The organism is Hymenobacter mellowenesis (assembly GCF_030581005.1).
GTDB classification, from domain to species: Bacteria; Bacteroidota; Bacteroidia; order Cytophagales; family Hymenobacteraceae; genus Hymenobacter; species Hymenobacter mellowenesis.
Genome location: NZ_JAUQSX010000001.1, coordinates 947405 through 968968, shown reverse-complemented (window position 1 = coordinate 968968; position 21564 = coordinate 947405). Strand labels below are relative to the sequence as shown.

The 21564-nt window shown below is 63.3% G+C and carries 15 protein-coding genes; 3 read left to right on the top strand and 12 right to left on the bottom strand.

Going from position 1 to position 21564, the window contains the following annotated elements:
• Nucleotides 1-52: 52 nt before the first annotated feature.
• The 9 genes from Q5H92_RS03965 to Q5H92_RS03925 form a co-directional block, all read right to left on the bottom strand.
• Nucleotides 53-1552: a glycoside hydrolase family 30 protein gene (locus tag Q5H92_RS03965; RefSeq protein WP_305010187.1), complete on the bottom strand. Its 1500-nt coding sequence runs from the start codon at nucleotides 1550-1552 to the stop codon at nucleotides 53-55.
• Between the two features lie 36 nt (nucleotides 1553-1588).
• Entirely contained in the window at nucleotides 1589-3112 is a 1524-nt protein-coding gene (locus Q5H92_RS03960; protein WP_305010186.1) for a carboxylesterase/lipase family protein, read from the bottom strand.
• 27 nt (nucleotides 3113-3139) lie between these two features.
• The gene (locus tag Q5H92_RS03955; RefSeq protein WP_305010185.1) at nucleotides 3140-4615 is read right to left on the bottom strand and encodes a glycoside hydrolase family 30 protein; all 1476 of its coding nucleotides are present in this window, start codon (nucleotides 4613-4615) and stop codon (nucleotides 3140-3142) included.
• Nucleotides 4616-4775: 160 nt separating this feature from the next.
• A complete protein-coding gene (locus Q5H92_RS03950) occupies nucleotides 4776-5888 on the bottom strand; it encodes a T9SS type A sorting domain-containing protein (protein ID WP_305010184.1) in 1113 nt (370 codons plus the stop codon).
• 59 nt (nucleotides 5889-5947) lie between these two features.
• The gene (locus Q5H92_RS03945; protein WP_305010183.1) at nucleotides 5948-7399 is read right to left on the bottom strand and encodes a glycoside hydrolase family 30 protein; all 1452 of its coding nucleotides are present in this window, start codon (nucleotides 7397-7399) and stop codon (nucleotides 5948-5950) included.
• Between the two features lie 262 nt (nucleotides 7400-7661).
• Entirely contained in the window at nucleotides 7662-9152 is a 1491-nt protein-coding gene (locus tag Q5H92_RS03940; RefSeq protein WP_305010182.1) for a RagB/SusD family nutrient uptake outer membrane protein, read from the bottom strand.
• Between the two features lie 24 nt (nucleotides 9153-9176).
• A complete protein-coding gene (locus Q5H92_RS03935) occupies nucleotides 9177-12623 on the bottom strand; it encodes a SusC/RagA family TonB-linked outer membrane protein (RefSeq protein ID WP_305010181.1) in 3447 nt (1148 codons plus the stop codon).
• Between the two features lie 27 nt (nucleotides 12624-12650).
• Nucleotides 12651-13676 (bottom strand): FecR family protein, encoded by a 1026-nt coding sequence (locus tag Q5H92_RS03930; RefSeq protein WP_305010180.1) that lies wholly within the window; start codon nucleotides 13674-13676, stop codon nucleotides 12651-12653.
• A 312-nt stretch (nucleotides 13677-13988) separates the two neighbouring features.
• A complete protein-coding gene (locus Q5H92_RS03925; RefSeq protein WP_305010179.1) occupies nucleotides 13989-14579 on the bottom strand; it encodes an RNA polymerase sigma-70 factor in 591 nt (196 codons plus the stop codon).
• 462 nt (nucleotides 14580-15041) lie between these two features.
• On the opposite strand from Q5H92_RS03925, the gene Q5H92_RS03920 reads away from it, so the two are divergent.
• The 3 genes from Q5H92_RS03920 to Q5H92_RS03910 all read left to right on the top strand — a co-directional run bounded on the left by Q5H92_RS03920 (nucleotide 15042) and on the right by Q5H92_RS03910 (nucleotide 18045).
• Nucleotides 15042-15824, top strand: a complete 783-nt coding sequence (locus tag Q5H92_RS03920; RefSeq protein ID WP_305010178.1) for a GDSL-type esterase/lipase family protein — start codon at nucleotides 15042-15044, stop codon at nucleotides 15822-15824.
• A gap of 246 nt (nucleotides 15825-16070) precedes the next feature.
• A complete protein-coding gene (locus Q5H92_RS03915; RefSeq protein ID WP_305010177.1) occupies nucleotides 16071-16538 on the top strand; it encodes a carboxypeptidase regulatory-like domain-containing protein in 468 nt (155 codons plus the stop codon).
• A 259-nt stretch (nucleotides 16539-16797) separates the two neighbouring features.
• On the top strand, nucleotides 16798-18045 hold the full coding sequence (locus Q5H92_RS03910) for a metal-dependent hydrolase family protein (protein WP_305010176.1): 1248 nt from the start codon (nucleotides 16798-16800) through the stop codon (nucleotides 18043-18045).
• A gap of 142 nt (nucleotides 18046-18187) precedes the next feature.
• On the opposite strand, the gene Q5H92_RS03905 is transcribed toward Q5H92_RS03910, so the two are convergent.
• The 3 genes from Q5H92_RS03905 to uvrB all read right to left on the bottom strand — a co-directional run bounded on the left by Q5H92_RS03905 (nucleotide 18188) and on the right by uvrB (nucleotide 21497).
• A complete protein-coding gene (locus Q5H92_RS03905) occupies nucleotides 18188-18898 on the bottom strand; it encodes a head GIN domain-containing protein (RefSeq protein ID WP_305010175.1) in 711 nt (236 codons plus the stop codon).
• Between the two features lie 74 nt (nucleotides 18899-18972).
• Nucleotides 18973-19368 carry an RNA-binding protein gene (locus Q5H92_RS03900; RefSeq protein WP_305010174.1) on the bottom strand — a complete coding sequence of 132 codons (396 nt, stop codon included), beginning with the start codon at nucleotides 19366-19368 and terminating at the stop codon, nucleotides 18973-18975.
• An 86-nt stretch (nucleotides 19369-19454) separates the two neighbouring features.
• Nucleotides 19455-21497, bottom strand: a complete 2043-nt coding sequence (gene uvrB / locus Q5H92_RS03895; RefSeq protein WP_305010173.1) for an excinuclease ABC subunit UvrB — start codon at nucleotides 21495-21497, stop codon at nucleotides 19455-19457.
• Between the last annotated feature and the right edge of the window lie 67 nt (nucleotides 21498-21564).

Sequence of the window (21564 nt, the reverse complement as noted above, 5' to 3'; positions counted from 1 at the left end):
GGAGTAGGAGGTTCGCCCATGCGCGGACTCGCAGAGTCCACGCTACATTTTGCTAGTTAACAACATAGGTAGCAATGGAATGCGCCGGGCTGGTGGTGGCCGCCGCCTGGCCTTTTATCCAGAGCTGAAACTCCTGGGGCTTGTCGCCGCTGTTCATCACCACCACGGCCAGCTTGCCGTCGGGGTTGCGATAGGCGGTGGCTTGCAGCCAGTCGCGGTTGGTGGTGCTGGCCACGCGCCTGGCGCCTGGGCGGATGAACTTCGAGAAGTGGCCGATGTAGTAGTAGGCGCTGGTGTAGATGAGCTTGCCGGCCTTGGTGTCGCCGATGACGGGGGCGAAGCAGAAGTTGCCCACGTGGTTGGGGCCGCCGGTTTCATCCAGCAGCACGTTCCAGTCGGTCCAGCCCACGGTGCCGGCGTTGAAGTCGCCAATCATCGACTGGCCGTACTTCTCGCCCAGGGCCCAGTCGTCCACTTTGGCCAGGTCGAATTTCTCCTTGCAGCCCTCGGTGAAAATCAGGTTGGTGTTGGGGAAGGCCTCGTGCACGCGGCGCTCGTTATCGAAAAGCATCCCCGAGCCGGTCCAGGTTTCGTACCAGTGGTAGCCGATGCCCCACACGTACTTGGCGGCCTCGGGGTCGTCGAGCACGGTGCTGGCGCGCTGGAACAGCAGGTCGCGGTTGTGGTCCCAGGCGATGAGCTTTTTGCCGCCCAGCCCGCCCTTGGCCAGCGTGGGCCCGAGGTAGCCCTTGATGAAATCCCGCTCGTCCTCGCCGGTGAAGATGCACGACTCCCACTTCTGGGTAGCCATCGGCTCATTCTGCACCGAAAGGCCCCAGATGGGGATGCCCATCTGCTCGTAGGTCTTGATGAACTTCACGTAGTAGTCGGCCCAGGCCTGGCGGTACTGGGGCAGCAGCTTGCCGCCGTGCAGCATCTCGCCGTTGGTTTTCATCCAGCCCGGCGGGCTCCAGGGCGTCACGTACAGCGTGAGCTTGCCGCTGGCCGCCGCCATCACCTGCTTGATGAAGGGAATGCGAAACTGCTCGTCGTGCTTCACGCTGAATGTTTTCAGCGCCGCGTCCTTGTCTTCCACATACGTGTAGCTGCCGCTCGAAAAGTCGGAGCTGTGGATGCTGGTGCGCCCCAGCGTGTAGCCGATGCCCGCCGTGGGGCTGTAGTAGGCCTTCAGAAATTCCTGCTGCTGCGCCTTGGGCAGCTTGGCAAAGGTTTCGGCTGAGGCATCCGTCAGCGCCCCGCCGATGCCCAGCATGGTCTGGAACGTGTGCCCGGGGTCCACAAACACGCACACCTGCGTCTCCAGCGGCTGCGCCGACGGCTGAAAACTCAGCGCCGAGCCGGCCGCCATTCGCTGCGTGGTGCCCTGAGCCGTAGTGAATACCTGCACCTGCTTACCCGCAGCCGAGTAAGCCGTTGATTTGGCCGGGGCTGGTTTGGCAGCGGCTGTTTTGGACGTTTGAGCGGCCACGCCTGCCGCGTGCAGGGCCGTGAGCAACAGGACAGGCAGGACTTTATTGAAAGAAGGCGTCATAGTGGGAATTGGCGCAAGCGCCGAAAAAAGGAAGGATTACAGATGAAAAGCCTGATTGGGAAAAGCGGCATCCTCGTACGGCTTGAGCGGTTGGGCCCGACTCACCGAATCAAACACCAGAGCCTGCGGCTTGGCCGTAACGTAGGCTGGCCACGCCGCGCCGGGGCTGCCGGTGGCAATGAAGCTCACCCAGCGCCGGTGCATCTGCCGCGCCAGCTCCTGGGCCGATGGCACGCCGGCCGCTTTCGGCCCCAGCGAATTCCAGACGAAGCCCAGCTCCTGGGCGTGCACCGGGCCCGCGCCGCCGGGCACGCGGTAGTCGAAGCGGTAGAGCCAAACGGCGTGGCCGGCGCGGGCCAGCGTGCTGACCAGCCGGTACGAGGCCAGGCGGTAGAGGTAGTCGGTGGTGGTGCGCAGCCAGGCCTGGTCGGCAGGCTGGGTGCGGGCGGCTTGCTGATAGGCTTGCCACACGCTGGAGCCATTAGTCCCGAACAAGTTAGTGAGCACCTCCGCATTGGGCTGGCGCAGGGCGGGCCAAAAGCCCATGAACAGGCCGGCTTCGTCGCGGTTGGTGCCTACCAGGGCTCGCAGCGGCGGCCGCTTGCGGGCCAGGTGAGCCAGCGGCTCCTCTGGGATGATGCGCCCATCCCGCACCGGCCCGAACAGCTGCAGGCCATTGGGGCCGGCGGTCATTTGCTGCTGCGCGCGCAGGATGTCGGCCGTGGGCAGCGTCAGGAGCTGTTTGGCCTGGTCGGGGCGCAGGCCCAGGGCGGCCAGCAGGCGGGTGGTTACGGTGGCGGCCGTGGCAGTGTCGCGCACGGCCTGGGTGCCGCCGCTTTCCAGAATGACCTGCTGGAAAAGGCCATCGGCAGCGGGTGTAGCCAGAACCGCACCCAGCAGCTTGGCCCCGGCCGACTCGCCCATTACTGTCACGCGGCCCGGGTCGCCGCCGAAAGCGGCGATGTTGGCGTGCACCCAGCGCAGGGCCGCCACGGCATCGAGCAGGCCCAGGTTGCCGGCCTGGCGGTACTCCGGGCCCAGCAAATTCCCCAGCTGCAAAAAGCCGAAGCTGCCCAGCCGGTAGTTGATACTCACGGCCACAAGGCTGTCGGCCCCGGCAAAATTCTGCCCCGGAAAGTCGTCGCCCGAGCCGCCCGTGAAGCTGCCGCCGTGTACCCACACTACTATGGGCTTGAGGCGGGCGGCGCGTAGCGAGGGCGTCCACACATTTAGCGTGAGACAGTTTTCCTCGCCAGCCGGCGCATTGTTGGTGTTCTGCGGCGCGTGCGGACCGAATGCGGTGGCAGGGCGCACATCGGTCCAAGGCCGCAGCAGCTGGGGCGGCCGGAAACGGGTGGCCCCCACCGGCGCCTCGGCATACGCCACGCCTCGAAACACTAGTGTTCCACGGGCCTCTCGGGTGCCTTGTAGGCGGCCGGCTTGCGTCTGGCAAACAGGCCCGGTGGCGGCGGGTGGCATAAGCTGTTGCCCAGCAGCCAGCAGCGGCGCGCCGCTAGCCAGCACGTAAATTCTTAGCCACCGGAACAAGTCTGACACCATGAAACCAACGGGAAGGAACGGCTGCAACTACCAGACGAAGGTAGCTACGGACCCGCCGTATAGTGAGGTATTGATTAGTTTTCCTTTGTATTGAATATTAAATGGTTGTAGTGTATTGCTGGTGTTCAACACCACCAGCACGCGCTTGCCGTTGGGGGTTTTATAGGCCACGTTAGGCAGGTTGGCGGGCAGGTTGGTGGCCACGCGTACCGAGCCCGGCCGCACAAACTTGCTGGAATGCGCTACCGTGTAGTAGGCCACGTTGCGCGTCACGGTATTGCCCGATATGGTGACGGCGCCCAGGCACTGCGTGCAGCCGCCGGGCGTGTGCGGGCCGTAGTTCTGGTCGTTGGCCAGGTTCCACTCCAGCACGTTGCGGCTCCAGTTGCGCGGCGCCCCAATTTCGAGATTGTTGACGTGGTAGGCCAAGTCGCCGGCGAAGCTGGTGGTGCCGGGCGCCTGCGTCCACTGCTCCGTGAAGTAAATGTTTTTAGTAGGGAAGCTGGTATGCACCCCGTTCAGCGCCCCAATGGTGCCGCCGTAGAGGTGGAAGGCCGAGCCATCGGTGAAGGCACTGGCGGCGGGGTCGCTGAGTACGGTGTTCACGAAGGCTAGCCCGTCGGCGTCGGGGTTGTGGTCGTAGGCAATGATTTTGGTGCTGAGGCCGGCGGTCCGAAAGGCCGGGCCCACGTTGTTTTTGATGAAGGCGGCCTGCTCGGCGCCGGTCATCACCATGCTGGGGTTGTTGCCGCCGTACAGTGGCTCGTTTTGCAACGTCACGGCATCGATGGGAATGCCCTGGGCCTGCATCCCCTGAATGTATTTTACAAAGTACTGGGCATAAGCCGCGTAGTATTGCGGCTGCAGGCTGCCGCCCACGGGGCTGTTGTTCGACTTCATCCAAGAGGGAGCCGTCCAGGGCGAGCCCAGGATTTTAATGGCCGGGTTCACCGCCAGAATCTCCTTCAGCACCGGAATGAAATAGGCCTGGTCGGGCGCCAAACTGAATTGAGCCAGCGTGGGGTCGGGCGTGCCCGAGTCGTCGTAGGTATACACCTGGCTGCTCAAATCCGACGCCCCGATGCTGACACGCAAATAGCTAATGCCCAGCGAGGTGCTGTCGGTGGCAAACAGCTCCTTAATCAGTGCTGCCCGGTTGCTGGCTGCCATCTGGCTCATCACATAAGCGCTGCCGCCGGTGAGGGTATAGCCGAAGCCGTCCATCGTTTGGAAGGTCTGGGTGGTGTCCACCGCAATGGTGGGGTCCGCGTTGGCCACGCCGTTGAAGCTCAGCCCGGTCCGCTGCCGATAGAAGAGGGCCGTTTTATCCGGCGTAGTCAGCCACACGGCTACCTGCGAAGCGCCCGACGTGGTGGGCGGCGTGACGGGCGGCGTCACCGGCGGCGTATCGGGGTTGTCCTTTTTACAGCTGCCGAGCAGCAAGGACAACCCCAGCAGCAGGCCGGCCGGGTAAGAAAAACGGGTGGGAAAGGACCGAGGCATAACAAACGGGGAAAAGAAGGATGGGTAGTGCAGTTTAGAAGCCGTCAGAGCCAGTAGAACGTGTACCCCGAAGCTCTGCTTCGGCGACGTTGAACGATTGTCGCGCGGGCCGAAGCGGAGCTTCGGGGTACACGTTCGGCCGGCTCAAACGGCGCAGGCGTTATTCGACAACTACCCGGTGGCTGCTCTGCTGGCTGCCCACGCGGAGCATCACCACGTAAGGACCAGCCGCCAGCTGGCGCAGGGCCGTGAGCGGCAGCTCGTGCTTGCCGGTGGCCTGGGTAGTGTTCAGCAACGACAGGGCTTTCTGGCCGAGGCTGTTGTATACCTCCACCGTCACGGGCTGGGCGCCGGCGGGCACGGTGTAGGCCAGGCGGCTATCGGCGGCCACGGGGTTAGGGTAGGCCGAGGTTTGCAACTCAGCCGCGGCGTTGCGGCTGGCCAGCACGCCCGTGCCCACCTGATAGGTGTAGAACTGGTTGCCGGCGATGTTGGCGAAGTTGGGGTTGGCGCCCAGCGCGTTAACCTGACCGGCAATCTGCGGCAGCACATCCGACGAGAAGTCGGCGTTGTCGCCCACGTAAGCCACCATCACCCGAATCAGGTTGGTGTTCACGGCTCCACCCAGCACCGACAGCGGGTATTCAATTTCCCAGCCCGTGGTGGTGTTGCTGGCCACGCTGCCCGTGGGGCTGGTTTTGAAGGAAACCTTGGCGCCCACAATGCCGCTGGCGGGGTCCGTCACGGTGAAGGCGTTGCCCTGCTTGTCGGTCGAGCCCAGGTACACGTCGGGCGCCTGGCCGGCGCCGTTGCGCGGCAGGGTGTAGTCAATCTTGCTGTGGTAGGCATTCAGGTCGTTGCCGCCCAGGGGAGAGGCCGTGAGGCGGAAACCGAAATCGGCCTGCATATCCAGCGTGGGCGTGCTGCGGAACTGCGAGCTGTTATCGGAGCCGGCCGGCAGGGCCACGTTGGCCGGCGCACCGGTTTTGTTGGGCATGTCGAGATACATGAGCATGGCGTTGTAGTCCGACTTCTCAGGCGAGGCCACTACCATGATGTTCAGCGTGGTCGACGTGGTGCCCATGTAAATGGACTTCAGGCCGCGGTCGGTGGCCGAGTGCGCGTTGGTGTAGGTGCCCAGCAGCTGGTACTTGCCGGTGCCCGTGCCCACCTCGCCAGCCGATAGGGTGCCATCAACGGTGAACTGGGCCTGCGCCCCCAAGGAGCTGAGCGCCAAGGCGGTGATTGCGGAAAGAGTAAACAGGTTTTTCATGAAAATTTGGTGGGGTTTTAAAAATGAAAAAGGTGACTGAATGACTGATTTTAAAGATATTACCACACGTAAGTGGCCACTGCGCCCGCGGGCAAAGTGGCGGCGGCCGTCCGGCCCTGGTGGCGCAGGCTGAAGGTTTGGGGCGTAGCTTGGTCGTTGAACACCAGCAGCACGTGGCCGCCGGTGGGGGTGCGGTAGGCCACGTTGGGCAGCACGCCCGCGCTGGTCGAGCCCACGCGCACGGCGCCGGGCCGCACAAACTTGCTGCTCTGAGCCACCGTGTAGTAGGCCACGTTGCGCGTCACCACGTCGCCGGCCAAGGTGATGGCGCCCAGGCACTGGTTGCAGCCGCCGGGCGTGTAGGGTTTCTGCTCGGGGTCGGCGGCCAAGTTCCACTCCAGCACAGTGCGGGCCCAGTTGCGCGGCGCCCCGATGAACATGTTCTTGGTGTGCCAGCCCAGGTTGCCTTCAAACTTGGTGCGCGAGCCCACCCACTGCTCCGTGAAGTAGAGGTTTTTGGTGGGGTAGGCGTCGTGCACCTTGCTCAGGGCCTCAATGGGGCCGCCGTAGAGGTGAAAGGCCGAGCCATCCACGTAGGGGTTGGCCTCGGCGTTGCCGAGCACCGTGAGCGGGTACTCGGGCTTGTCGGCGTTGTGGTCGTAGCAAATGATTTTGGTATCGAGCTTGGCCGCCTTGAAGGCCGGCCCCAGGTGCTTGCCGATGAACTCGGCCTGCTGCTCGGCCAGCATCAGCAGGCTGGGGTTGTTGCCGGGGTGCAGCGGCTCGTTCTGCACCGTGATGGCGTCGAGGCGAATGCCCTGGGCCTTCATCCCCTGCAGGTATTTCACGAAATACTGCGCATACGCCGCGTAGTATTCCGGCTTGAGCGAGCCGCCTTTGGTGGCTTCGTTGGTTTTCATCCAGGCCGGCGGGCTCCAGGGCGAACCCAGGAGCTTGATGGCGGGGTTGATGGCCAGAATTTCCTTCAGCACCGGAATGAGGTGCTGCTCGTCGGGCGCCAGGCTGAACCTGGCCAGCGTGGGGTCGGTCTGGCCGGCGGGCAGGTCGTCGTAGCTGAACACCTGCGCATCGAGGTCCGAAGCCCCGATGCTCAGGCGCAAGTAGCTGATGCCGATGGCCTTTTCGCCGGTGCCAAACAGCTCGCGCAGCAGCTCGGCACGCTTGGCCGGGCTCATGGCGTGCAGCAGCTGGGCGCTCCCCCCGGTGAGGCAGTAGCCGAAGCCGTCCATTGTCTGGTAGGTCTGGCTGTCGTCCACCTCAATCACCGCGCCCGTGGCCGCGCCGGCCCCGAAGGCCAGGCCCGCCGGCTGCATTTGTAGCAGCTGCGACTGGTCGGGCGTGGTCACCCAGCTGTCGATGCGGGCGGGGGCACTGGTTTTGGTCGTCGTTTTGGTTTTGACTTTGGTGCTGCGCTGCTGGCCATAACCTGGTAGTACCGCGAGGGCGAACAGGGCACTCAGCCCCCAGCAACGAACAGAAACAGATGGCATTGGCATGGAAAGAGAAAGAGGCATCGGGGGAAGTAGCAAAAAGGGCTGGTCTGGATTCAGGAGCCGGCAAACGCCGGATGAGCCCTCGAACCGAAACCAGCCCTGCTGCTTGGGATTTAAACCGTCATTCTTCGGCTGCGCTCAGCATGACGGTTCTTTCCTCATCAAATCAATAGCGCCCTAGCATGTCGCTCCGGAGCAGAAAACCGGAAACACTGTTCCCACCATTTTTTCCACCCTCCACCCCGAAACGACAGCTTGGCTAGAACCCCGGGTTTTGCTGGGCCTGGGGGTTGGTGTTGAGCTCGGCCAGGGGAATGGGGAAGAGCAGGAAGTTCACGTCGCGGGCCCCGCCCTGGCGGCGGCGCGAGATGATGTCGAGGGCCGTGATGGTGTGCGTGGCCGAGCCATCGGCCAGGGTGTGGCGGGCGTAGCGTACCAAATCCCACCACCGCTCGCCTTCAAAAGCCATTTCCAGGCGGCGCTGGCGGTCAATTTCGGCGCGCAGCGTGGTTTTGGTCGCGGCCTGGGCCGAGGATAGGGTGAGGGCCGTGAGGCCGGCGCGCTGGCGCACCACGTTCAGCTTGTTGAGCACGTCCTGATTGGGGCCGGTTTGCTCGTTGGCGGCTTCGGCGTAGGCCAGGTACACTTCGGCCATGCGCAGCACGTAGTTGTTGTCGACGGAGTTGAAGCCGTTGCCGATGCTGGTCCACTTGAATACGAAGGGGCCCCGGTCGTTGGCGTTGGCACCGCTGGTTTGCGGGTTTTTGGCGTCGAGGTAGCTCACGTGGTCGCGACCAATCAGGCGGCCCGCGCTGTTGAACAGCACGCCGTTGAAGGCCCAGCGGCGGTCGTTCACGGTGTCAGCAAAGGCGATGAGCTCGGCGCTGGGCACGTTGAATTTCGGAAACGAGTACGTGGCGTAGGGCAGGGGCAGCAGCAGGTCGGGCAGGATGTTGCCGCCGTCGGCCGTGCCGGAGTATTGGATTTCGAAGAGCGACTCGGCGCCCTTGTTCTCGGCCGGGAATAGCGACTTGAAGGAGTTGTTCAAGGGCACGTTGCGGGCAATCACCGTTTGGGCGGCGGCCTGCGCGGCGGCCCAGTTGCGGCGCGTGAGCTGCACACGGGCCAGCAGGGCGCTGGCGGCGTTGCGGCCCGCGCGGTTGTTGTTGCTGGCGGGCATGCGTGTGGCGGCAATTTGCAGGTCGCTCACCACCTGGTCGTACACGGCATCGGCCGAAGCGCGGGGCAGGTTGGTTTCCGAGGGCTGGCTGCTTTCGGTGGGCAGCAGGCGCAGCGGCACCCCGCCGAAAGCCCGCACCAGGTTGAAGTAGTTCAGCGCCCGGATGAAGCGGGCCTCGCCCACAATCTGGCTGCGGCGGGCGGTGTCCATCACCACGTTGGGCACGTACTTGATGACGATGTTGGCCCGGTTCACGCCGATATAGGCCTGCCGGAACACGCTGCCCACCTGGCCGGTCGTGGGCGTCCAGGCAATGTTTTGCAGGGCGGCCACGTCGCCGTTGGTGCTGGTCACGTTGTCAGAAGGCGCTTCGCCCATCACAATCAGGTCCTGGCCGTAGGCGCCGGTGTTCTGCAGGGCGTCGTACACGGCCGTGAGGCTCGATTCGGCGTCGTCGGCCGAAGTGAAGAAGTTATTGGGCGTGATGCTGGTGAGGGGCTCTTTCTTCAGAAAGTCGCAGCCGGCCAGCAGCGTCAGGGCACAAAGCGGGAGGATATATAGCTTTTTCATGGGAATTCTAGCGAGTAAAGCGGCTTAGAAAGTGGCGTTGAGCCCCACGGTGTAGGTGCGCGACTGCGGGTATACCCCAAAATCGCGGCCGAAACCGGTGGTCGAGAACGGGTCGGCGCTCACCTCCGGGTCGTAGCCCGAGTATTTGGTCCAGGTCACCAGGTTTTGGGCTGTGCCGTAGATGCGCAGGCTCTTGATGGCCGCACGCTTGGAAATGTCGGCGGGAATGGTGTAGGCCAGGGTCAGGTTCTTGAGGCGCACGTAGGAGCCGTCCTCGATGAAGCGGGTCGACACGCGGTTGTTGCCGGCCGGGTCGTTGGCCACGGCGCGCGGAATGTTGGTGTTGGTGTTTGTAGGCGTCCAGCGGTTCAGCACGGCCGTGCTCTGGTTGAGCGCGGTGGTCTGGCCTTCGGTGATGGTCCGGTTCTGGTTGTAGATGTCGTTGCCGAAGCTGCTCTGGAAGAATACGCTCAACTCGAGGCCTTTGAAGGTGAAGTTGTTGGTGACACCAGCAAATGCCTTAGGATTGGGGTTGCCAATGATAACCCGGTCCTGGTCGTTGATGATTTTGTCGCCGTTCACGTCCTCAAAGCGCAGGTCGCCGGCCTTGGGAGCAATGCTGTTTTGCTTGGGCAGGGCCGCGCCTTCGGCGTCCGACTGCACAATGCCCAGCGCCCGGTAGCCGTAGAACACGCCCAGCGGCTGGCCGGCCTGCTGAATGCTGTAGCCGCCGATGAAGGTGCGCGGCACCTGCTCGCCCTTCTCGTTGGGCAGGGTGCCCAGTTCGAGCACCTTGTTGCGGTTGCCGGTGATGTTGAAGTTCGTCGTCCAGCTAAAGCCCCCGTCGTTGCCCTGCACGTTGGTCGTCACCAAGCCCAATTCCAGGCCCCGGTTCTGAATGCTGCCCACGTTCTGAATCACGTTCAGGTTGCCGGCGCCGGTGCTCTGCGGCAGCGTCACGCCCAGCAGCAGGTCGGTGGTGCGCTTGTCGTAGGCATCCAGGGTGAGGGTGAGGCGGCCGTTGAACATACCAAAGTCGATGCCGCCGTTGAGCTGCCGGGTGGTTTCCCAGCGCACGTCGTTGCCGATGTCGCTCTGGGTAATGCCGCCCAGAATGGCCGAGCCCGTGCCCTGGTAGTTGTTGCCCACCGAGTAGCGCGAGAAGCGCTGGTAGGTGTAGATTTCCTGGTTGCCGTTGGCGCCGTAGCTGGCGCGCAGCTTCAGGTCCGACACCAGGCCGCCCTGCGGGAAGAAGCTTTCCTTCGACACGCGCCAGCCCAAACTCACGGCCGGGAAGTAGCCGAAGCGGTTGGCCCCGCTGAAGCGGCTGCTGGCATCGGCCCGGAAGCTCACCATGGCCAAATACCGCTCGTCGTAGTTGTAGTTGACGCGGCCGAAGTAGCTCAGCAGCGACCATTGGTCGGCGTAGCTACCGGGAATGCCCGACGCCGTAGCGCCGCCGTTCAGGTAGGGCACGGCGTTGGAGGCGAAGCCCCTCGTGCCGGCGCCCGACGTGAACCGGTCCGAAGCCTGCATCGACTGGCCGCCGAGCACCGTGAAGTTGTGCCGGTCGCCGAGGGTTTTGTTATACGTCAGCGTGTTTTCCAGCAGCCAGATAACCTGCTGGTTAGTGGCCGTGTTGGCCGAGCCGCGGGTTTCCGTCGGCGACGACGAGGTGCCGGGGTAGTTGCGGCTATAGAACGTGTTTTCCGTCTGGGTGCGGAAATCCAAGCCCAGCGAGGTCTTGAAGGTCAGGCTTTTGAGAATGTCAAACTCGCCGTACACATTGCCCAGGCTTTGGTACACAATGGCTTGGTTGCTGGTTTCCAGTAGGTTGCCCACCGGGTTGTCGCTTAGCGTGAAGGGGTTGGTGCCGTAGGTGTTGTCGGCGTTGCGCACCGGCACGGTCGGAATCTGCGTTAGCGCCCCCAGCACCGTACCCGAGTTGCCCAGCGCCGATTCCGAACGCACCGAGCCGTTGGTGTGGCTGCGGCTCAGGTTCAGGTTGGTACCCAGCCGGAACCGGTCGGTCACGCGCTGGTCGAGGTTAATCTTGAAGTTGTAACGGTCGAAGCCCGAGTTGATGTTGATGCCGTCCTGCTTGAAATAACCGCCGGCCACATAGTAGCGCGTCTTGTCCGAGCCGCCGCTCACGTTCAGCTGGTAGCTCTGCATATCGGCCGGCCGGAAAATCTCGTCCTGCCAATCGGTGTTGTAAGGCGGCAGGTTATTCAGGTCCGGGAAGCCGGGCGCCTGCCCGGCATTGGTCCGGATGGCGTTGTATTCCTCGGCAAACTGCCGGGCGTTCAGCACATCCAGCTTCTTGCGCAGGTACTGGCGGCCGTAGTACACGCTCAGGCCCACCTGGGCCTGGCCGGCCCGGCCCTTTTTGGTAGTCACCACCACCACGCCGTTGGCGGCGCGCAGGCCGTAAATGGCCGCCGCGGCCCCGTCCTTCAGCACGTCGATGCTCTCGATGTCATTCGGATTCAGGGTGTTGAGCGGGTTCAGGCGCTGGTTGTTGCTGGTGAGTTCCTGCTGGTAATCGGGCAAAATCGGGATGCCGTCAATCACGTACAGCGGCGAAGCGTTGAGGCTCAGCGTGGCATTGCCGCGAATGCGGATGTTGATGCCCGCGCCGGGCGCGCCGCTGGGGGCCGTCACCTGCACGCCGGGCGCCTGGCCCTGCAAGGCCTGGTCGAAACCCGCCACCGGCTGGCGCGCAATGGCCGCCGCCCCCACCGACGACACCGCCGTGGTCAGCTCCTGGCGGCTCTGGGTGCCGTAGCCCACCACCACCACTTCCTTCAGCGACTGCGCATCGTCCTTCAGCTGGATGTTGAAAGTCGTAGTGCTACCTACGGGGATTTCCTGCCGGGCAAAGCCCACCGAGCTGAACACCAGTGTGCTGCCCTCGGGTACGCTCAGCGAAAAGTTGCCGTTGGTGTCCGTCGCCGTGCCAATGCTGGTGCCTTTCACCAGCACCGTCACGCCGGGCAGCGGCTCGCCGGTGCCGCTGGTCACGCGGCCCGACACGGGGATGTCCTGCACCGCGCGGGTCGTGGCACCTGCCGTGGGCGCGGACACGCCAGCGGCGGCCGGGGCCCCGGTAATCACGAAGTAGTTCACGCGCAGCTCTTTGTACTGCAGCGCCACCTGCGGCAGCACCGCCGCCAGCTTGTCGGCCAGCGAGCCGTCGCCGGCCTGGGCCGATACGCGCTTGTTGTCCACCAGCTTGCTTTCGTAGAAGATGGTGGCGTGGTACTCGCTTTCCCACTGCTTGAGCAGCGACTTGAGCAACACCGTTTTCGTATTAGCCGGCGTGTCGGAGGGCGTGTTCTGACGCACCGAGTTCACCGCGAGAAGTTGGGCGTGGGCCGGCGAGGCAAGCAGCTGAAGCGCTGTGACGCCGGCAACCAAACACGCGGGCCGGAAGGCCAGCAAACCCAGGTGGGTAAGGGTTTTGTTCATGATTGGGTGGGAAAAAATGAAAAAAGGTTAGTTCTGTTCGGTCAGCGTCAGGCGGTTGCCCTGCCGCACGGCCCGGATGTGAAAAGTTTCTTCCAGCGACTGCAGCAGCACGTCGAGGTCCTGCACGGGCACGGTGCCCGTAACTTTGCGCTCGTTCAGCTCCGGCGTGGCCACGATGACCTGCAGGCCATAAGTGTCTTCGAGGCGGTTGGCCAGCTCGGCGATGGTGGTGCCGTCGAGCACCAGCATGTTGTCTTTCCAGGAGGCGTAGGGGGCCGTGGGCACGTTGCGGCGGGCCGTCACCTCCAGCTTGGCCGGGGCGGTTTCGCGGGTGTCCACCAGGTCGCCGGGCGCCAGCACCACGTCGGGCTGGCGCTTGTCGTCGAAGCTCACCCGCACCTTGCCCGAGAGCAGCACCACCCGGCCCTGCGTGCGCCGCTGCACCACCGTGAACTTGGTGCCCAGCACTTCCACGCTAAACCCGCCCAACGTGTGCACCACAAAGCGCTGGTTGTCGGCCTGGTGCTGCACCGCGAAGTAGGCTTCGCCATCGAGCCACACCTCGCGGGGCTTGCCGGGCACCCAGGCCGTGGGGTAGCGCAGCGTGGAATGCCCGTTCAGGGTCACGCTGCTGCCGTCGGGCAACTGCAGGGTGCTGGTCTGGCCGTAGGCCGTGGCGTATTCCTGCGGCGCGGCGGCGCGGTGCGAGTACAGCCAGCCACCGCCGGCTAGCAGCGTGCCGGCCACCGCCGCGGCGGCCGCCCAGCGGCGCCACATGGGGGCCACCGTCGGCTCGGCCCGCGGCTCATTTGTTTCGCTCATCAGCATCTGCACGTGCAGGCGCGTCAGCATTTGCTCGTAGTCGGGTTCGTCGGCTAGGCTGATTTCGTCGTTGGCCGCGGCCAGCGTTTCCCAGTGCTCGTGCATCCATTGCTGGGCTTGGGGTTGGTTTTCGGGCTGGCCCAGCCAATGGCGCACGGCCTCGGCCTCGGTGGCGCTGGCTGTGCCCTGCACGTAAGCCGTGAAAGAAGTTTGTGTAATAGCTGTTGGCATAGAGGGCGGGTAAAACAGGCGACTAGGCCCGTTGCGGCCGACGATAAAAGGCGTTGAAGCCGCTGGTATTTGGTTGGCAACGATTGCGGAAAATCCCAAACGTTTGCGGTAATACACCGTGCCCTGCCTTTCCCCCTACACGACTTGTAAATATTTTTTTCGTTGGCCTGTCAGCACGACGTAGGGGCGGGGTCGTACCCGGTAGGGCTTGCCCCCGCCCGGACGTTGCACGGAACCGTTGAAATGGCGCGAACAGCCGGGCGGGGGCAAGCCCCGCCCCTACGTCGTTCATATGAGCCCCAACCTTTCTTCCTAATGCTTTTCTAGCATCCAGGCCAGCAGCATGCCCAGGATGCCGCCGCCATGCAGGCGCAAGTAGCTGCGCATGGTTTTGAGGGCGCGGGCGATGTGCGCCTCCACGGTTTTAACCGACAGACCCTGCATTTCGGCTATTTCGGGGTAGGTGAGGCCCTGCTGCCGGCTCAGCACGAACACCTCGCGCTGCTTGGGTGGCAGCTGCTCCAGGGCGGCCTGGTAGAGGTTTTCCATTTCCTCGTATTCGGCCTCGTTCGTCACGCTCTCGGGGCGGCCGGCGGCTACCTGTCCTTGCAGGCGCAGGTGGTGCTGGTCGCGGCGCAGCTCGTTGAGCACGGCGTGGTGCGCAATGGTGAAAAGGTAACTTTTCAGGGGCTGGTCGTCGCGCACCTGCTCGCGCTTTTCCCAGATTTTGATGAAGCACTCCTGCACGATTTCCTCGGCCACGGGGCGCGACTTCAGGTAGCTGTAGGCAAACCGGTAGACCAACGCGCTGTAGTGACGGAACAGCGCATCAAAGGCCCGCTCGTCGCTCAGCTTGAGCCGCCGCAGGTACTCTAATTCCGAAAAGCCGGACGCTGTTTTCACCGAAATAGAAGGGAACTGAATGGAAAAAGAAAAACGATTTTGCAGCCGAAAAGTAAGGGAAGATACTGCTTTGAAGCGTGAGTATAACCAAGCCGCAAGGGTAGCCCGATGTTTTCGGCCCCGAACGCCGAAGCGTCCGGAACAATGGAAACTTGTGGTACGCGCATCCGGCAGCCACGAGCCCGTGCACTAGCCGTTAGGATGCCGCCAACCAAGCGGCCGGCTGGGTGCCGCAACACGGCCTGGAATGCGCTTAAACGTTGGTTTTGTTTTTTTGGGATGGAAGCAGGGTAGTGGGCGGGCCAGGTGTATTACCCCAAACGTTTGCGACCTTTCGGCCGCGCATACGCCGCAACAGCGTTGCAATGCCCTGAGTTTTCAGGCCCACTATTTCTCCTAACAAGTAAATAAGCCGGGCGGCGGTATGCTGCCACTGCTCGACGCCTGGCTTTCAGAAATGCTATGAAATTTCTTAAACACTTGTTTTGCCTCTTGCTGCTGGCCGCCGCCGGACGTCCGGCCCTCGCCCAAATACCGCAAACCCCACCAGCGCCGCCCGCCCCCAGGCCCGCCGCCGCCGACGCCGAGCACCAGCGGCAGGATTACCAGCTGCGCAACGACTGGGCCAACCTGCAGCGCTACGCCGCCGCCAACCAGCGCCTGCCCGCGCCCGGTGCCGGCCCGGCCCGCGTGGTCATCATCGGCAATTCCATCACCGAAGGTTGGGTGAAAGAAGATTCGGCCTTTTTTGCGGGCAAGCCTTATGCCTACATCGGGCGCGGCATCAGCGGCCAGGCCACGGGCCAGACGCTGGTGCGCTTCCGCCCCGACGTTATCGACCTGAAGCCGGCCGTGGTGGTCATTCTGGTGGGCACCAACGACGTGGCCGAAAACAACGGCCCCTACAACCCGCAGACCACCATGAACAACCTCATGAGCATGGTGGAACTGGCCCAGGTCCACCACATCCGGGTGGTGCTGGGCTCGGTGGCGCCCAGCACCGATTTCTGGTGGCGCAAGGGCCTGAACCCGGCCCCGAAAATCATCGCCTTAAACAAGCTCATCAAAGCCTACGCCGACCAGCACAACTGCGTGTACTACGACATGCATACCGCCCTCACCGACGAGCAGCACGGTCTGAAAAAATCTTACGGCGAAGACGGCGTACACCCCAACCTGGCCGGCTACCGCGTGATGGAGCCATTGCTCAACCAGGCCGTGGCGGCGGCGCTCAAGCGGAAGTAACGCTGCCAGAAGAGGCAGGAAATTGGGCCTGTTTAGCGCCATAAATCGGGGTTTTCCCGGCTATGAACAACTGGTTGTTGGTAAAGCAAAATTTTAGGGCCGTCTAATTTCCGTTGCCGGGCCAAAAGCCACCGTTGGCCGGGTCAGTCAGTGCATTCAGCCAGCGCAGTAGGAAAATGAGATAGGTGCAAGGTTAAATTTATATCGTTCAACAACGGTAGCCTTCACGCCTTTCCCCGCTTGCTTATGCGCTCTTCGTTCCTTCTGGCCGTTTTAGTTACTAGTGCTTTGTTTTGCAACTCCTTCGGTGCTCAGGCACAAGCGGTTTACGCCAGCAGCTCGGCTTACACGCCCCGCCCGGCCGGCAGCCCGCGCGAAGACGGCACTACCCACACCTTCATCGGCCGCGTGGTGAACCCCGACGGCGCCCTGCCCGGCGCGGTGATATCGGTGGTGGGCACCAAGGAAATGGCTGTGAGCAACTCCAACGGCGAATTCAGCCTGCTGCTGCCGGCCACCAACGCCCCCGTGAAGCTCACGGTGAGCTACGCCGGCTTTGCCGACGAAACCGTGTCGGTGCAGCCCGACTCGCCCGACACCACCCTCCGGCTGGCCTCGCCCCAGCCCATCAAAGTAGGCCGCAAGCAGGAACTGAAGGCCTACATGAAAACCGCCCACCGGGAGGCCCGCCGCAGCTTGCGTCGCCTCAAATAAAGATTTATTCCACCGTTCACTCCCACCAGTTACCAGCGCCCCCAGCCAGTATAGGTTGGGGGCGCTTCTGCATTAGGCCCGTGGCAGATGGCTTCGCATTGAGGTCAGGCTGTAGCTTCGCTACCCTGACGGGCATCGGGTGATGCCGTTTTCTTCTCTCGGTGCTATGCAATTGTCTGGGGTGTCATATAAAGGATGGGGCCGGCTGGCTATTGCAGCGCGGGCGCGGCGGTGGAGCTCAGCGCTACTGCTGGCCTGCATGACCTGGCACGCGCAGGCCCAGCCTGCCGCACAACCGGCGGCGGCCGGGGCCATGCTACTGCGGCCCGCGGCCGTGTTCGACGGGCAGGAGTTGCACGCTGGTTGGGCCGTGCTGGTCGAAAACGACCGGATTACGGCAGCGGAGCCGGCTGCGCAAATCAGCCCGCCGGCCGGCGCCCGCACCCTCGACCTGCCCGGCCTCACCCTGCTGCCGGGCCTGATTGAAGGCCACTCGCACCTGCTGCTGCATCCCTACAACGAAACGCCTTGGAACGACCAGGTGCTGCTCGAATCGCAGGCCCTGCGCGTGGCCCGCGCCACCGTGCACGCCCAGCGCACGCTGCTGGCCGGCTTCACCACCGCTCGCGACCTGGGCACCGAGGGCGCTGCCTACGCCGATGTGGGCCTCAAGCAGGCCATTGATAAGGGCATTATTCCCGGCCCGCGCCTGCTGGTGGCCACCCGGGCACTGGTGGCCACGGGCAGTTACGGCCCCAAGCTATCGGTGGACGAGGACGTGCCCCAAGGCGCCCAGGAAGCCGATGGGGTGGACGGCATCATTCGGGCCGTGCGCGAGCAGATGGGCAAAGGCGCCGACGTGGTGAAGGTGTACGCCGACTACCGCTGGGGCCCCAGTGCCAGCCCCCAGCCCACCTTTTCGCTCGAAGAGCTGACCTTGATTGTGCAAACGGCCCGCTCGGCGGGGCGGGGCGTGGTGGCCCACGCCAGCACGCCGGAGGGCATGCGCCGCGCCGTGCTGGCCGGCGTCGAAACCATCGAGCACGGCGACGAAGGCACGCTGGAAGTATTCCAGCTGATGAAAAAACGCGGGGTGGCCCTGTGCCCCACGGTGGCCGCCAGCGATGCCATCGCCCAGTACAAAGGCTGGCATAATGGCCAGGGCCCCCTGCCGCCGCGCCTGCAGCAAAAGCACCTCAGCATGCAGGCCGCCCTGAAAGCGGGTGTGACACTGGCGCTGGGCGGCGATGTGGGCGTATTTGCCCACGGCGACAACGCCCGCGAAATGGAGTTGCTGGTGCGTGACTACGGCCTCACGCCGCTACAAGTGTTGCGCCAGGCCACCAGCGGCAACGCCCAAATCTTCCACCTCGCCGACCGCGGCAGCATCCGCCCCGGCCTGCTAGCCGACCTGGTGGCCGTGGCCGGCGACCCCACGCAGGACGTAGCCGCAGTGCGCCAGGTGCAGCTGGTGATGAAAGGCGGCGTGCTGTACAAGCAGCCTTGAAGACACTTGTGAGTAGCAGATTTGTGCCGAGTGATTGGTACAAAAAAAGCCCAAACCGGTCAGGTTTGGGCTTTAGATTTTTAGAATATGAAGGGCGCTTACAAGCCCAAATATAGGGCATTAACGGACATTAGCTGCCGCTTTATTGCACGCGGCGCACGCTGCTGCCGCCGGAATGCGAAGCATTGGTGACGCGGGCGGCGCCCTTGTAATGCACATCGGAGCCACCCCCCGCGTCGGCCGACAGCTCGCCATCCACAGTCAGGTTTGCGTCGGAGCCACCGCTGGCGCGCACGGTGGCGGTGGTGCTGCGCAGGTCGAATGCGTTGTAGTCGGAGCCCCCGCTGATGTCCACGGTCTGCCGCTCCACGCGGCCGCTCAGGTCGACGTCGCTTCCGCCCGAGGCGGAGCAGGTGAGGGTTTTGGCCGACAGGCTCAGCTTCACATCGGAGCCGCCGCTGGCTTGAATTCGGAAGGCATCGGCGGTGAAGGTGGACTGGCCTTTCGCATCGGCGCCGCCGCTCAGGCTGAGGCCCGTGAGGCGTGGGCAAGTGATGTACACGTTGGCTTTGCGATTGTTGCTGAGCAGGTTTTTCCAGGAAAAGCCCGATTCCCAGCCAATTTTCAGGGTGCCGCCCTCTACTTTGGTCACAAGGTGGGTCTGGGCCTCGTCGGAAGCCTCCACTACCACCGAGGTGCCGACGCCCTGCGTGAGCACCACGTCAATACCGCCGCTGGACTCCACGGCCTGAAAGCTGCCCACCTGGCGGGGCTGCTTCACCTGGGCCTGGGCCGTGCAGGAACAAATGGCGACGGTAGCCGCGACGGCCAGCAAATAAGAAAGGACTTTCATGGCTGCAGATAATGAGGTGAAACGTAGTGGCCGACAGATGCTTGGCGCGCACAGACGGGTGCCTGGCCCGGTACTCATTTGGCTTTGCGAAACAGGTAGCGCGTGGTGAGCACGCCCACTTCCGAAACCGGATAAACGTGGACAAGTTCCCAGCCCGCCGCGGTCAGGGCCTCCAGCTGCTGGGTCACGAGCAAGGCATTGCGCTGGTATTTGTCGAGGTTTTTGCTGGTTGAGAAGCCGCCAAAGTCTTCCAGCTGAATATCCGCCTTGCCTTGGAAAGGCGGAGCCAGCAGGATGTGCGACAGCGCTTTGGCCTGTGACTCAAAGGTGCTCATGGTCATGAATTCATAAGCCCTGGGCGGAGCCGTTTGCGCGTGCGCCGTCAAACTCAGCCCGGCCACCAGGCCGAATAGGACAAAAATCCGGCGTAGTGAGTGCCGCGCAGCCGGCTGAAAGGAAATAAAGGTCATGTGCATAGGGCAGGAAAAATAAAAAAGCCAGGGAAAGCGGCTCGCGCTTTCCCTGGCTAAATCTACTGCCGCCCTGGCAAACGATACTAGTCCCGCTTGCCCTTCAGCATGGTTTTCAGCGCGGCCAGCTCGTCGCGCAGCTTGGCGGCCGTGAGGAAGTCGAGGTCCTTGGCGGCGGCTTCCATCTGCTTCTCGGTGGTTTTGATGAGCTTTTCGAGCTCCGGTCGGGTCATCATGGCCACCACGGGCTCGGCGGCCAGGGCCAGGGCGGCGCCGCCATCGTCGGGGCCGGCGTAGGCCTGGGTGTCGAGCACGCGGTAGTCGGCCAGGTCGGTCTGGCCCATGATTTCGGCGTGGCTCTTGCGCACGGTGCGCGGCGTGATGCCGTGCTCCTGGTTGTAGGCCAGCTGAGTGGCGCGGCGCCGGTTCGTCTCGTCAATGGCCCGTTGCATCGAGCCGGTCATGCGGTCGGCGTACATAATCACCTTGCCGCGGTCGTTTCTGGCGGCGCGGCCCATGGTCTGAATCAGGCTGCGCTGGTCGCGCAGGAAGCCTTCCTTGTCGGCATCGAGAATGGCCACCAGGCTCACCTCGGGCAGGTCGAGGCCTTCGCGCAGCAGGTTCACACCGATGAGCACATCGATTTCGCCCAGCCGCAGCTTGCGCAGGATTTCCACGCGGTCGAGCGTTTTCACGTCGGAGTGCACGTATTCCACCTTAATGCCGAGACGGTCCATGTACTTGCTCAGTTCCTCGGCCATGCGCTTGGTGAGGGTGGTGACGAGCACCCGGTCGCCCATTTTCACGCGGTTGTCCACCTCGTCCAGCAGGTCGTCAACCTGGTTGAGGCTAGGCCGGATGTCGATTTCGGGGTCGAGCAGGCCGGTGGGGCGAATAATCTGCTCCACCACCACGCCGTCGGCCTGAGCCAGCTCGTAGTCAGAAGGCGTGGCCGATACGAACACCGCCTGCCGGTACATGCTTTCGAACTCGTTGAAGGTCAGCGGCCGGTTGTCCAGCGCCGAGGGCAGACGGAAGCCGTACTCAATCAGGGCGGTTTTGCGGCTGCGGTCGCCGCCCCACATGGCCCGGATTTGGGGCATAGTGGCGTGGCTTTCGTCCACCACCAGCAGGTAGTCATCGGGGAAATAATCGAGCAGGCAGAACGGGCGCGAACCTGGCGAACGGCCGTCGAAGTAGCGCGAGTAGTTCTCGATGCCCGAGCAGTAGCCCAGCTCCCGAATCATCTCCAAATCGAACTCGGTGCGCTCCATGATGCGCTTGGCTTCGGCGTCGCGGCCTTCCTTCTCGAAGTAGGCGTGCTGGTGCACCATGTCGTCCTGAATCTGCTTGATGGCCGAATTCAGCGTCTCCTTACCAGTCACGAACAGGTTGGCTGGATAGAGGGCAATACCGTGGGCTTCGTCGCTCAGCTTCTTGCCGCTCACCGGGTCAATCTTGTGGACAGACTCGATTTCATCGCCAAAGAAGTAGACGCGAATGGCGTAGTCGGCATAGGCCGGAAACACATCCACCGTGTCGCCCTTCACTCGAAACGAGCCCCGCGTAAATTCCACCTCGGTGCGCGAATACAGAATCTGCACGAACTGATAGAGCAGGTTATTGCGCGTGTAGCGCATGCCCGGCTTGAGGAAAATGACGTTTTTGGCAAATTCCTCGGGGTTGCCAATGCCGTAGATGCACGACACCGAGGCAATGACAATGACATCGCGCCGGCCCGAGAGCAGGGTGGAGGTGGTGTGCAGCCGCAGCTTCTCGATTTCCTGGTTGATGGCTAGGTCTTTCTCGATGAAAACGTCGGTGCTGGCGATGTAGGCTTCCGGCTGGTAATAGTCGTAGTAGCTGATGTAGTACTCGACGGCGTTGTTCGGGAAAAAGGCCTTGAACTCGCCGTAGAGCTGGGCGGCCAGCGTCTTGTTGTGGCACAGCACCAGGGCCGGCTTGCCGGTTTGGGCAATGACGTTGGCCATGGTGAAGGTTTTGCCGGTGCCGGTGGCGCCCAGCAGCACCTGGGCCGGCTCGCCGTTGTTGACGCCCTCCACGAGCTTGGCAATGGCGGTGGGCTGGTCGCCGGTCGGCTTAAATTCAGAGGTCAGTTGGTACTCCATGCAACGCGAAAGGTAGGCCGAATTGGTCAGCCTACCTTAACCATAACCGAGGAAATAGGGTTTCGCG

Excerpts from the sequence above, each read along its gene's own strand:
- Q5H92_RS03965 (WP_305010187.1), bottom strand. The coding sequence starts at position 1,552 with ATGACGCCTTCTTTCAATAAAGTCCTGCCTGTCCTGTTGCTCACGGCC.
- Q5H92_RS03960 (WP_305010186.1), bottom strand. The coding sequence starts at position 3,112 with ATGGTGTCAGACTTGTTCCGGTGGCTAAGAATTTACGTGCTGGCTAGC.
- Q5H92_RS03955 (WP_305010185.1), bottom strand. The coding sequence starts at position 4,615 with ATGCCTCGGTCCTTTCCCACCCGTTTTTCTTACCCGGCCGGCCTGCTG.
- Q5H92_RS03950 (WP_305010184.1), bottom strand. The coding sequence starts at position 5,888 with ATGAAAAACCTGTTTACTCTTTCCGCAATCACCGCCTTGGCGCTCAGC.
- Q5H92_RS03945 (WP_305010183.1), bottom strand. The coding sequence starts at position 7,399 with ATGCCATCTGTTTCTGTTCGTTGCTGGGGGCTGAGTGCCCTGTTCGCC.
- Q5H92_RS03940 (WP_305010182.1), bottom strand. The coding sequence starts at position 9,152 with ATGAAAAAGCTATATATCCTCCCGCTTTGTGCCCTGACGCTGCTGGCC.
- Q5H92_RS03935 (WP_305010181.1), bottom strand. The coding sequence starts at position 12,623 with ATGAACAAAACCCTTACCCACCTGGGTTTGCTGGCCTTCCGGCCCGCG.
- Q5H92_RS03930 (WP_305010180.1), bottom strand. The coding sequence starts at position 13,676 with ATGCCAACAGCTATTACACAAACTTCTTTCACGGCTTACGTGCAGGGC.
- Q5H92_RS03920 (WP_305010178.1), top strand. The coding sequence starts at position 15,042 with ATGAAATTTCTTAAACACTTGTTTTGCCTCTTGCTGCTGGCCGCCGCC.
- Q5H92_RS03915 (WP_305010177.1), top strand. The coding sequence starts at position 16,071 with ATGCGCTCTTCGTTCCTTCTGGCCGTTTTAGTTACTAGTGCTTTGTTT.
- Q5H92_RS03910 (WP_305010176.1), top strand. The coding sequence starts at position 16,798 with ATGACCTGGCACGCGCAGGCCCAGCCTGCCGCACAACCGGCGGCGGCC.
- Q5H92_RS03905 (WP_305010175.1), bottom strand. The coding sequence starts at position 18,898 with ATGAAAGTCCTTTCTTATTTGCTGGCCGTCGCGGCTACCGTCGCCATT.
- Q5H92_RS03900 (WP_305010174.1), bottom strand. The coding sequence starts at position 19,368 with ATGACCTTTATTTCCTTTCAGCCGGCTGCGCGGCACTCACTACGCCGG.
- uvrB (WP_305010173.1), bottom strand. The coding sequence starts at position 21,497 with ATGGAGTACCAACTGACCTCTGAATTTAAGCCGACCGGCGACCAGCCC.